Origin of the sequence: Vibrio sp. Vb2960 (assembly GCF_033337665.1) — a bacterium.
Lineage (GTDB): Bacteria > Pseudomonadota > Gammaproteobacteria > Enterobacterales > Vibrionaceae > Vibrio > Vibrio alginolyticus.
Genome location: NZ_JAWORD010000028.1, coordinates 39,908 through 51,821 on the forward strand (window position 1 = coordinate 39,908; position 11,914 = coordinate 51,821).

The following is an 11,914-nucleotide window of genomic DNA, read 5'->3' on the forward strand; positions in this document are numbered from 1 at the left end:
CAGGAGACAGCGGAATAATTGCAAACTTAGTCTGCTTTATTTGACTATAACTGGTGCTTTTCGCTAGATTGGAGTCTTAACAAGGACAATGGAGTAGTTTTTTTACGAGGCAGGACGACAATGAACGAGAAATACGCCGCACTCAAAAGTAATGTGCGCATGTTAGGCCACTTATTGGGTAACACCATTCGCGATGCCCATGGCGAAGAAATCTTCGAGAAAGTGGAAACCATTCGTAAATTATCCAAATCAGCTCAAGCAGGGAATCAAGCAGACAGGGACAGCTTGATCGAAGAAATCAAACATCTACCTGATGAGCAGCTAACGCCCGTTACTCGCGCGTTTAACCAATTTCTAAACCTCACCAATATCGCTGAGCAATACCACACGATTTCACGCCATTGTGAAGAGCACATTTGTGAACCAGACGCGATTAACTCGCTGTTTTCTAAACTGGTACAAAACGATGTGAGCAAACTGGACACTGCCCAAGCGGTTCGTGATCTAAATATTGAATTGGTATTGACGGCTCACCCAACAGAAATTACGCGCCGTACGATGATCAACAAACTGGTCAAGATAAACGAGTGCTTATCAAAGTTGGAGCTAAGCGATCTTTCTTCTAAAGAGCGCAGAAAAACCGAACGCCGCCTAGAGCAACTGATTGCCCAAGGCTGGCATTCAGACGTGATTCGACAACAACGCCCTACTCCGTTGGATGAAGCAAAGTGGGGCTTTGCGGTCGTTGAAAACTCGCTATGGGAAGCAGTACCGGACTTCCTACGTGAGATGAATGACCGTCTAAAATCTTACCTTGGAGAAGGTTTACCCATTGATGCTCGCCCAGTGCACTTCTCCTCTTGGATGGGCGGTGACCGTGACGGTAACCCGTTTGTTACTCACAACGTTACGCGTGAAGTCTTACTATTGTCTCGTTGGAAAGCCGCCGATCTTTATCTCAATGACATCAACGAGTTGATCAGCGAGCTGTCTATGACAGTTTCAAACGATCAAGTCCGTGAACTTGCTGGCGAAGATCAGCACGAACCATACCGTGCGATCCTGAAGCAATTACGCACTCTGCTCAATGAAACCAAAGATATTCTCGATGCTAAGATCCACGGTCAAAAACTGGCCGTTAAAGCACCACTGCAAAAAGTCGAGCAACTTTGGGAACCGCTGTATGCCTGCTACCAGTCACTAAACGAATGTGGCATGGGTGTAATAGCCAACGGCTCACTACTGGATACACTACGCCGCGTAAAAGCATTTGGTATCCATCTTGTACGTCTTGATATCCGCCAAGAGAGCACGCGTCACTCAGACGTCTTGTCTGAACTAACTCGCTACTTAGGTATTGGAGATTACGAACAATGGAGTGAGCAAGATAAGATTGCTTTTCTAACTAACGAGCTGGCATCTAAACGTCCGCTTCTCCCTCGTGATTGGGAACCGTCTGAACCCGTCAAAGAGGTTTTGGATACCTGTAAGATTGTTGCAGCACAACCGCGTGAAGCGTTTGGCGCTTACGTTATTTCAATGGCACGTACCGCCTCTGACGTACTAGCCGTTCATCTACTGCTACAAGAAGCTGGTTGCCCTTACCGCATGGATGTGTGTCCTCTGTTCGAAACGCTAGACGATTTGAACAACGCAGAATCGGTCATCAAGCAGCTTATGGGGATTGACCTTTACCGTGGTTTTATCCAAAACCACCAGATGGTCATGATTGGTTACTCTGACTCAGCGAAAGATGCAGGTGTTATGTCTGCAGGTTGGGCTCAGTATCATGCGATGGAATCGTTAGTTAAAGTAGCTGAAGAAGAAGGCGTTGAGCTAACTTTATTCCATGGTCGTGGGGGCACAGTCGGTCGCGGTGGCGCACCTGCGCATGCTGCGCTTTTGTCGCAACCACCAAAAAGCTTGAAAGGCGGTTTACGTGTAACAGAGCAAGGCGAGATGATCCGCTTTAAACTGGGACTCCCAGATGTCGCAGTAAACAGCTTTAACCTATACGCAAGTGCGATTCTGGAAGCCAACTTGTTACCGCCACCAGAGCCAAAACAAGAATGGCGCGACTTGATGGAAGTGCTATCAGAAGTAAGCTGTGAGTCTTACCGAAATGTGGTTCGTGGCGAGCCAGATTTCGTGCCTTACTTCCGCCAAGCAACACCAGAACTCGAACTCGGCAAGTTGCCACTTGGTTCTCGTCCTGCAAAACGCAACCCTAAGGGCGGAGTAGAAAGCTTACGTGCAATCCCGTGGATCTTCTCATGGAGTCAAAACCGTTTGGTACTTCCTGCATGGCTAGGCGCAGGTGAAGCGATTCAATACTCGATCGATAAAGGCCACCAAGCATTGCTCGAAGAGATGTGCCGCGAATGGCCGTTTTTCTCTACTCGTCTCGGCATGCTAGAGATGGTGTACTCGAAGTGTAATATTGATATCTCTCGCTACTACGATGAGCGATTGGTGGATGAGTCGCTCCGTCCACTCGGTGAAAAACTTCGTGCTCAGCTTCAAGAAGACATCAAAGCGGTACTGAATGTAGAGAACAATGAAAACTTGATGCAGCATGACCCTTGGGGACTCGAGTCGATTCGCTTACGCAATATCTACGTTGAGCCATTGAATATGCTACAAGCAGAGCTGCTATACCGCACGCGTCAAACCGAAGAAGCCTCTGCAAACTTGGAAGAAGCGTTGATGGTGACGATTGCTGGTATTGCTGCTGGTATGCGCAACACAGGCTAATCGTTTCATTTTTAATAAAAAGCTGGGCAAATGCTCAGCTTTTTTTATCACAGGATAATCGCACCAAAACAAAAGCAGTTTAATAAACTACTAGAGACCCAAAAAATACCAAAATAAAAGAACAAAAAACCACAAGTTAACACTATTGATTATTATGTTAGTTTTTTAGGGTAATTTTGTCCTACTATTCCACTTCATGCTTATTATTTATATACTACTTGCCTGCTGAGAGCTCATAAATCCAATCATACCTGCTCCAGCCTTGATGGGACTCCCCATCTCTCTAGGTGATAAACGGCTTTAAGGTGACAGGACCAACATTGTTGGTGCTACTTATACATTAAAAAACTCAAGTGCCAGTAAGAGCGCAGCTGAAAGTATAAGTAGCTTGTTTACAAGTTTATTGACCATTTGGATTGAAGACATGTCATTACCACACGTAATCTTAACTGTTCTTAGCACTCGCGACGCAACCGGTTACGACATCACTAAAGAATTCTCTGCTAGCATCGGTTACTTCTGGAAAGCAAGCCACCAACAGGTGTACCGTGAACTCAACAAAATGGCTGAGAAAGAACTGGTTACTTGCGTATTAGAACCCCAAGAAGGCAAACCAGACCGCAAGGTTTACTCCATTACAGACGCTGGTCGCAGCGCTTTAGGAGAGTGGTTTGATCAACCAACTGCACACCCAACAGTTCGTGATGAGTTTTCAGCGAAATTGATGGCATGTGCCGTTCAACCTGCAGCTCCATTCCGTGACCAACTCGCCGAGCTAGTTGAAGAGTCTCGCAAACTGGTTTCTCACTACAAAGAAATTGAAGCTGCTTACTACGCAACGCCGTCAACTTTAGATAAACAAGCTCGCCTAGAACGTCTAACGCTTCGCCGTAACCTTCTGTTACGTGAAACTTGGATCACTTGGGCAGAAGAAGTTCTAACTGAACTTGAAGTGATTGGTTAAACTCCTTTTGCTTTGATAAAACGAAAAAGGCTTGCCACTTGGCAAGCCTTTTATCCTTTTGAAACCAGATTTACGCACCGACTACTGCGCGAGGACGAACACCCAACGTATGACATAACGCGTAAGTCATCTCTGCACGGTTTAGTGTGTAGAAGTGAAAGTCCTTAACCCCTTCACGACTCAGTACACGCACCATATCAATAGCTTGGCTAGCTCCTACAAGCTGGCGAGTCACCGGATCATCATCCAAGCCATCGAATTGTTTGCTCATCCATCCTGGTACTTTCACATTGTTCTGTGCCGCAAAGCGAGACGCTTGCTTAAAGTTCGATACAGGCAAAATTCCTGGCACAATTTCTACGTCAATTCCTGCTGCGACACAACGGTCACGGAATCGCAGGTAAGACTCAACGTCAAAAAAGAACTGAGTAATAGCACGGTTTGCACCTGCATCTACCTTACGTTTTAGGTTCAATAAGTCAGACTGAGCGCTTTTAGCTTCAGGGTGAACCTCAGGGAATGCAGCAACGGAGATATCGAAATCGTGGCGTGATTTCAGCAGCTCAACCAAATCCGAGGCATACATATCAGGCGCACCGCCACCTGGAGGAATATCACCACGCAGAGCGACGATATTTTCAATACCATTGTTCCAATAATCATCGGCAATATTAATCAACTCTTCACGAGTCGCATCAATACAAGTGAGATGGGGAGCGGCAACCAATCCGGTTGTTGCTTTAATTTCTTTAATGATGGAGTGTGTTCTGTCACGCTCGCCGGAGTTCGCACCGTAAGTCACAGAAACAAATTTAGGTTGAAGCGTTTTAAGACGGTGCACTGAATTCCAAAGTGTTTCTTCCATCTTAGCGCTGCTTGGCGGAAAAAACTCAAACGATACATTGATGTTATCTGATAACTCAGCAATATTCTGGTTCAAGGCGTCGATATGGCCTGCGTGCGTATATCCCATCTTACTCTCCCTGCGGCACTCCGCCACGAAAACAAATCCTTAAAATCGACGTTTAGACGTCTATATGTCTACAGAATGTATTGAATACGATTTAATGTCAACCTTGTAATTATGAATTTTTCTCAAGTTAATAATGAAGATAGTTCAAGTTTCTACTTGAGCATCATCTCGCCATTTTGCACGGGTTATGACTTCAGTATGGCACTGATAGGGGAATAAAAAACCCTGGATTAATTCCAGGGTTTTTAGGTCAATCGCAACTTTAAAATAAACCAGCCAATCGGTTGAGGTCGGATTGAATAGCGCCGGCTGTCACTTCTCTGCCTGCGCCTGGTCCTCGAATGACCAGAGGGTTATCTTTGTACCACTTGCTCTCTATGGCAAAAATGTTATCGCATGGCAATAAGTTGGCGAGCGCGTGCTCACGAGATAACGCTTCGACTCCCACCGTTGCTTTACCATTTTTTTCTAAACGCGCCACATAGCGAAGCACTTGATCGTTTCTCTGTGCTTTTGTCAGACGCTCTTGAAGTATTTCACTCAACAACGCTCCATTATCGAAGAAATCATCTAAGCTCAGTTCTCTTAATTCTTCTGGCACCAAAGACTCAACTTTAACGCTGTCTGGTTCTATATCTAGGCCCGACTCTCGAGCCAAGATGACTAACTTACGCATTACATCGGAGCCATCTAAATCAGAACGAGGGTCAGGTTCGGTTAACCCTTGCTGCCAAGCAAGATCGACTAAATCATTAAATGGCACAGAACCATCAAACTGTTGGAACAGCCATGATAACGTCCCCGAGAAAATACCCGATAGAGCGACGATTTCATCCCCACTTTCACGAAGATCTCGTACGGTATGGTTTATCGGTAACCCAGCACCAACCGTTGCGTTGTATAGCCAATGACGACCAATTTTAGCGAATGCATCTTGAACCTGATGATAGTACTGGCTATCTGCGGAACCGGCCACTTTGTTAGCGGAAATCAAATGAATGCCTTGCTGTGCGATTTCTACGTAGCGCTGAGCTAACTCTTTACTCGCGGTAACATCAAGCACGACGGCTTCATCATAGCTTTTAAGCGCTCCCAAACGTGCCAGCCAATCCCCATTGTTGGCTATGCTTTCATCATCAAATCGTTCAGCAACACTCGCCGCCTCAATACCTTGCTCATCGAACCAATAGGTTTGGCTATCCACAACCGCGACAAGATCAAAGCTCATACCATGACGTTTTTCGAGCTCACTTTTTTGCGTCGCAAATAAATTTAACCAACTAGAACCAATATTACCCTTGCCACATAAAGCCACTGCCACGCGTTTTTGCGCTTGGAACAACTGGCTATGAATCGTTTGAACCAACGCCTCGGTATCAGTACGGCGCAAAACAGCGACTAGGCTCAGCCCTGAGTCTGTTTCAGAGATAAATTCTACCGGAGAGTGCTTTAGCTTCTGATAAAAGCCAAAGCAATGATTGGCGTTTTTCGTAACGCCTGCACCTACCGCAGCTAAGAGCGAGTAACCTTCTTTTAGCTTAATTTCTGCCTCTACCGCAAGCTCTTGCAAGTGTTTCAATGCACCACCGGCGATTTCTGCGGTGTAAGCCAAGCGTAGCGTATGCTGATCGGATTGAGCTTCAAATGCCAATGGCTCTAATTGCGCGCGCTGTAACGCTTGTAATACATCACTCTGTGTTTTTTCGAAGTCGTGCCCATGCATGAAAGACAACTGCACCAATAAAACATCATCCAGTGAAGTAATAATTTTAGCGCCACGACCAGATGCCAATACACGCTCAATACGAGTAGAACCCGACTCTGGCAGATAGCTACACTTGAGATTAAGGTCCATGGTACTTTGCGCCACAGGCTGAAGCGTACGACTGTGTAGCACTGGGGCAGCTAAGCGAGCAAGTTCACTGGCTTCATCCAATCGAAGTAACGGTAATAAACAAGCGTCAGACACCAAACGTGGATCGGCACTATAGACACCAGCAACATCACTCCAAATCGTGACAGTACTGACTTCAGCAAGCGCGCCTATGACCGTTGCAGAATAGTCAGAGCCGTTACGACCAAGTAGAATGGTTTCTCCTGCCTCGTTCTGAGCCATAAAGCCAGTAATTACCACACGTTTATGGTTATGCTGCGCGAGGATCTCTTTAATTAAAGGGTATGAACGAGCGCGATCAACCTCTGGTTGAGTTCCCGCTTCTGCACGTAAAAACGCTCGTGCATCTTGTGCAACCGCAGGGATAGAACGTTGAGATAATAACGCGGCCAATAGGCGAGCAGACCATACTTCTCCGTGCCCCAGTACCGTGGCTTTTTGCGCATTAGTGAGTGGTGCAGTCAGCTCCGAGAGAGTACTGAACTCATCATGTAATAAAGCTAACAGCTCTTCTTTTGCTTCACTCTCCAACAAGCTTTCTATTAGCTCAGTTTGAAACTGTCTTAAGCTTTGAAGCGCCTCATGCGCAATTCGGCCATCTTTATTTAACCCTTCCAAAAACTCAATCAAGCGGTTAGTGGTTTTTCCTGCAGCAGAGACGACCACCAGATCATTTTCTGTCGAATACTCCTTGAGAATACCCACAACGCGTAAGTAGCATTCTGGGTTTGCTAAGCTACTGCCACCAAACTTATGCAGCTGACGTTGTACAGTCATTGTTATCGTCTCCTATTACTGGGTAGCTTTAGCGAACGCTTGTTCTAAATCTGTGATGAGGTCTTGTGCATCTTCCAAACCGACAGACAAACGCAATAGTTGATGAGAGACCCCAGCCTCCGCCAGCGCCTCCTCACCCATTGCACGGTGCGTCATGGATGCTGGGTGGCAAATCAAACTTTCTACACCACCTAATGACTCTGCTAATGAAAACAGTTGGAGCTCTTTCACAAACACCTTTAACTGCTCAAACGAACCAGCAAACTCAAAACTCAACATAGAGCCAAAGCCCGTTTGCTGCTTTTTAGCAATGTCGTGACCTGGATGTTCCGGCAGGCTTGGATGATAGATAGTTTTAACTAACGCTTGTTTCTGTAGGTAAGCTAGTACCTGCTGTGAGCTCTCTTCATGTACTCTCATACGAGCACCAAGCGTACGAATACCTCGCAGTGTCATGTAACTATCGAAAGGTGTGCCCGTTGCACCAATACAATTGCCCCACCATGCAAGCTCTTCTGCATGCGCTTCTGTGTTGGTGATGATTACCCCACCAATTACGTCCGAATGACCGTTGATGTACTTTGTTGTGGAGTGGATAACAAAATCCGCACCTAGCTCTAAAGGTTTTTGGTACACGGGTGTCAAAAAGGTATTGTCCACCGCAACTAACGCGCCGACTTGTTTCGCTTTTTCACAAGTAGCTGCAATATCCATTACGCGAACCAGAGGGTTTGACGGAGTTTCTAGCAAAATGAGTTTTGGTTTTTGTGCCAATGCAGCATCTAAAGCCTGTTCGTCTGATTGATCGACAAACTGAACCTTAAAATCGCCTTTGTTAGCTCGGGTATTAAAAAGACGATAGGTACCACCATAACAATCGTGAGGAGCAATAATGAGATCATCTGGGCCGAGAAAAGCGGAAACCCATAAATTTAATGCCGACGTACCGCAGTTAGTAACAACCGCTCCTTTTCCAGACTCGAGTTCAGATAGCGCACTTTCCAACAGTCCGCGGTTTGGATTACCAGATCGTGTGTAATCATACTTGGGCACTTCACCAAAAGCAGGAAAACCATAGTTAGTGGAAAGATAAATAGGTGGAACGACAGCATGATATTGGCTGTCTGATTCAATACCAGTGCGTACTGCAATGGTCGCAGGTTTGCGAGTGCTCATGGGTGTATCCTTTCACGGGTAATGACTTCTAAATAGGAATGCGCTATATCTAATGAGTAACATAAAGTGATCAACACGCTTCCTTTGCTGTTATGTTCACTTTACTCGTCAAAAAATGAGACGTCAACACTTCTAGACGTCTATATGTCTTTGCTTATGGCGGTAAATGCAGCTAAAATCAGCACCTAAATTATTTTTAACCGATTACATAAATGAAGGTGTGCAATGGCTGACTGGAATGGCGAATACATTAGCCCATATGCAGAGCACGGCAAAAAAAGCGAACAAGTAAAAAAAATTACCGTCTCTATCCCGCTAAAAGTTTTAAAGGTGCTAACTGATGAGCGTACTCGCCGTCAGATCAATAACTTACGCCATGCAACCAATAGTGAATTGCTATGCGAGGCATTTTTGCACGCGTACACAGGTCAGCCACTTCCGACAGATGAAGACCTTCGTAAAGACCGTCCTGATGATATTCCAACAGAAGTAAAAGCGCTGATGACGGAAATGGGCATCGAATTTGAGTCATTCGACGAAGAATAAAAAAGCCTGATAAGAGGTTTCAGGTAATAACTCTTGCCTCGAGCCAAATGAACGACATAAAAAATGGGACGCAATAGCGCCCCATTTTTGTGTATCACATCTGAAAGATATATTACTCTGCCATGTAGTTTTCAGGCATCTCGATACGAGCTACACCTGAATTAACCGCCGCCTGAGCAACCGCTTTTGCAACACGTGGTAGCAAACGTGAATCCATTGGTTTTGGAATAATATAGTCCGCACCAAACTCTAGCTTATCAACACCTGCAGCCTTCAATACGGCTTCAGGTACAGGCTCTTTTGCTAGCTCACGAATCGCCTCAACGGCTGCAAGTTTCATTTCATCATTGATTTCACTTGCACGCACATCAAGAGCACCGCGGAAAATGAATGGGAAACACAATACGTTGTTAACTTGGTTAGGATAATCACTACGGCCAGTACCCATGATCAAGTCATCACGAACTGCGTGAGCAAGTTCCGGCTTGATTTCAGGATCCGGGTTAGAACATGCGAATACGATTGGCTTATCTGCCATCAACTTCAACGCTTCCGCAGGCAATAGGTTTGGACCAGATACACCTAGGAACAGATCTGCACCTTCAATCACGTCTTCTAGTGTGCGCTTATCTGTATTGTTCGCAAATAGCTGCTTATATTCATTAAGATCATCACGACGAGTGTGAATCACACCTTTGCGATCTAGCATGTAGATTTTTTCGCGCATTGCGCCGCATTTGATCAGAAGCTCCATACACGCTACAGCGGCAGCGCCAGCGCCAAGGCAAACAATTGTTGAATCTTCAAGTTTCTTACCTTGAAGTTCGATTGCATTCAGCATACCCGCTGCCGTTACAATAGCAGTACCATGTTGATCATCGTGGAATACTGGTACATCACAACGTTCAATCAGACGCTTTTCAATCTCAAAACAGTCTGGTGCTTTAATATCTTCAAGGTTGATACCGCCAAAAGTGTCTGCAATGCTCGCAACAGTATCAACAAATTCATCGATCGTGCGGTGCTTAACTTCAATATCAATAGAGTCAAGACCTGCAAAACGCTTAAACAGTAACGCTTTACCTTCCATCACTGGCTTAGATGCAAGTGGACCTAGGTTACCTAGACCTAGAATAGCGGTACCGTTAGAAATAACAGCAACCATGTTCCCTTTTGCAGTGTACTTGTACACGTTATCCGGGTTTTGTGCGATTTCACGCACTGGCTCTGCAACACCAGGGCTATATGCAAGGGCAAGATCACCCGCCGTTTCCGCAGGCTTTGTCAGTTCGACAGCAATCTTTCCTGGAGTTGGATAAGCATGGTAATCCAATGCTTTTTGGCGATGTTCTTCTTCTGGAGTGGCTGCTTGGTGGTTGTCTTCAGACATGGACGTTTCTCTTTTTTATTTTTAGGTAAGGGGGCATAAATTCTATCGGATAGAAATCAAACTTCATAGGCAAGATTGCGAGCAATATCCTTAAAAAGCCGATAATAAAAGAGATTAGACCAGATAACGGGGTTAAGCACCCGATTTTCGAGTCAGGTGCTCTTTCTTCTTACTATTATTGGAGTATGCAAACTTAGAAAGTATCGTTACTCTTCGTCCACGTATTGCGCTTGGAGATAATTCTCAATACCAGACATTTCAATCAAGCCAAGTTGCGTCTCTAGCCAATCAACATGTTCTTCTTCATCTTCAAGAATATCTTGGAAGAGATCTCGAGACACATAATCTCGAATGTCTTCAGCGTAGGCAATCGCATCTTTTAAATCTGGAATAGCCGCCATTTCAAGCTTTAAGTCACACTCGAGCATTTCCTTGGTATCTTCACCAATCATCAACTTACCTAAATCTTGTAGGTTCGGTAGGCCTTCAAGGAACAAAATACGCTCAATTAGATGATCGGCATGCTTCATCTCATCAATAGATTCGTGATATTCCTTGTCTGCTAGGTGCTTTAAGCCCCAGTCTTTATACATTCTGGCGTGAAGAAAATACTGATTAATAGCGACGAGCTCGTTACCGAGCACTTTATTGAGATGTTGAATGATGATTGGATCGCCTTTCATGACAAAACCCTCCTCTTTGGCTTCATTTAAATGTAGAAGCAAATGAGAAGGTGTCAAAATGTAAGGCAAATAATTACTGCATACTTACAGCAATTAGCTGGCTTGTTTAAATTCCGTGTAACTAGTTTCCGCTAAAATTTCCTTGGCCTGTCTGATGCACTTACCACATTGGCTGCCCAATGCCGTGCACTTTTTGATTCCTTTAATATCTGTTACGCCTTCATCTATCGCCAACTTCCTAATTTTTTTGTCGGAGACACCATGGCAAAGACAAACGTACATACTCAAAAAACCTATAAAACTAATCTGTGACAAACAATATAAACAAGAATAGTTCTTGTTACCAGTCGCATTATGGTGTCCGCTCAGAATATTTGGTTATAACGATTTTACCGCTGCAGGAAAAGATCAAAGGGTTAAGAGGGGTGAGTAAAAGCGTTAAGAAACAAAGCCGGTAAAACTCTGTTTTTAAATCGAAAAAGTGACGTCTTTTATTTCAACACTTATAACTAAATGTAATCTAGAAATGAAAAAGGGAAGCCTAAGCTTCCCTTTTCGATGCGCTTTCTTCAAAAAGAAGAACAGTGCAAGATTTCGTTTAATTCGTTATGAATTAGTCGAAGATCTTAGCTACAACACCAGCACCTACTGTACGGCCACCTTCACGGATCGCGAAACGCAGACCTTCGTCCATTGCGATTGGTGCGATTAGCTCTACAGTCATCTGTACGTTGTCGCCTGGCATTACCATTTCTAC

General features: G+C 44.9%; 9 protein-coding genes and 1 pseudogene. 3 read left to right on the plus strand and 7 right to left on the minus strand.

The features are described 5' to 3' along the window. Positions 1-120 precede the first annotated feature (120 nt). A complete protein-coding gene (gene ppc, locus R7O03_RS20160) occupies positions 121-2,754 on the plus strand; it encodes a phosphoenolpyruvate carboxylase (protein WP_005381336.1) in 2,634 nt (877 codons plus the stop codon). A gap of 424 nt (positions 2,755-3,178) precedes the next feature. Next, the gene (locus R7O03_RS20165; RefSeq protein ID WP_005382791.1) at positions 3,179-3,718 is read left to right on the plus strand and encodes a PadR family transcriptional regulator; all 540 of its coding nucleotides are present in this window, start codon (positions 3,179-3,181) and stop codon (positions 3,716-3,718) included. Positions 3,719-3,788: 70 nt separating this feature from the next. Here the strand turns inward: R7O03_RS20165 and metF are convergent, their stop codons facing one another. The 3 genes from metF to R7O03_RS20180 form a co-directional block, all read right to left on the minus strand. Beyond that, positions 3,789-4,691: a methylenetetrahydrofolate reductase gene (gene metF / locus R7O03_RS20170; RefSeq protein ID WP_005381345.1), complete on the minus strand. Its 903-nt coding sequence runs from the start codon at positions 4,689-4,691 to the stop codon at positions 3,789-3,791. A 262-nt stretch (positions 4,692-4,953) separates the two neighbouring features. Beyond that, positions 4,954-7,362 carry a bifunctional aspartate kinase/homoserine dehydrogenase II gene (locus tag R7O03_RS20175; RefSeq protein WP_262598204.1) on the minus strand — a complete coding sequence of 803 codons (2,409 nt, stop codon included), beginning with the start codon at positions 7,360-7,362 and terminating at the stop codon, positions 4,954-4,956. A gap of 15 nt (positions 7,363-7,377) precedes the next feature. Beyond that, positions 7,378-8,538, minus strand: coding sequence for an O-succinylhomoserine (thiol)-lyase (locus R7O03_RS20180; protein ID WP_262598202.1), 1,161 nt, complete (start codon positions 8,536-8,538; stop codon positions 7,378-7,380). 225 nt (positions 8,539-8,763) lie between these two features. Here R7O03_RS20180 and metJ point away from each other — a divergent pair, with 225 nt between their 5' ends. Further along, a complete protein-coding gene (metJ, locus tag R7O03_RS20185; RefSeq protein WP_005381353.1) occupies positions 8,764-9,084 on the plus strand; it encodes a met regulon transcriptional regulator MetJ in 321 nt (106 codons plus the stop codon). A 112-nt stretch (positions 9,085-9,196) separates the two neighbouring features. Here the strand turns inward: metJ and R7O03_RS20190 are convergent, their stop codons facing one another. The 4 genes and pseudogenes from R7O03_RS20190 to tuf all read right to left on the minus strand — a co-directional run. Continuing rightward, entirely contained in the window at positions 9,197-10,474 is a 1,278-nt protein-coding gene (locus R7O03_RS20190; protein WP_005381358.1) for a malic enzyme-like NAD(P)-binding protein, read from the minus strand. 206 nt (positions 10,475-10,680) lie between these two features. Further along, on the minus strand, positions 10,681-11,157 hold the full coding sequence (gene bfr, locus R7O03_RS20195; RefSeq protein WP_005381359.1) for a bacterioferritin: 477 nt from the start codon (positions 11,155-11,157) through the stop codon (positions 10,681-10,683). Between the two features lie 93 nt (positions 11,158-11,250). Beyond that, complete coding sequence (locus R7O03_RS20200; protein WP_005381360.1) at positions 11,251-11,439, minus strand: (2Fe-2S)-binding protein; 189 nt, start codon at positions 11,437-11,439, stop codon at positions 11,251-11,253. A gap of 331 nt (positions 11,440-11,770) precedes the next feature. After that, positions 11,771-11,914 (minus strand): annotated as a pseudogene (tuf, locus tag R7O03_RS20205) (elongation factor Tu); the annotation flags it as partial.

Excerpts from the sequence above, each read along its gene's own strand:
- ppc (WP_005381336.1), top strand. The coding sequence starts at position 121 with ATGAACGAGAAATACGCCGCACTCAAAAGTAATGTGCGCATGTTAGGC.
- R7O03_RS20165 (WP_005382791.1), top strand. The coding sequence starts at position 3,179 with ATGTCATTACCACACGTAATCTTAACTGTTCTTAGCACTCGCGACGCA.
- metF (WP_005381345.1), bottom strand. The coding sequence starts at position 4,691 with ATGGGATATACGCACGCAGGCCATATCGACGCCTTGAACCAGAATATT.
- R7O03_RS20175 (WP_262598204.1), bottom strand. The coding sequence starts at position 7,362 with ATGACTGTACAACGTCAGCTGCATAAGTTTGGTGGCAGTAGCTTAGCA.
- R7O03_RS20180 (WP_262598202.1), bottom strand. The coding sequence starts at position 8,538 with ATGAGCACTCGCAAACCTGCGACCATTGCAGTACGCACTGGTATTGAA.
- metJ (WP_005381353.1), top strand. The coding sequence starts at position 8,764 with ATGGCTGACTGGAATGGCGAATACATTAGCCCATATGCAGAGCACGGC.
- R7O03_RS20190 (WP_005381358.1), bottom strand. The coding sequence starts at position 10,474 with ATGTCTGAAGACAACCACCAAGCAGCCACTCCAGAAGAAGAACATCGC.
- bfr (WP_005381359.1), bottom strand. The coding sequence starts at position 11,157 with ATGAAAGGCGATCCAATCATCATTCAACATCTCAATAAAGTGCTCGGT.
- R7O03_RS20200 (WP_005381360.1), bottom strand. The coding sequence starts at position 11,439 with ATGTACGTTTGTCTTTGCCATGGTGTCTCCGACAAAAAAATTAGGAAG.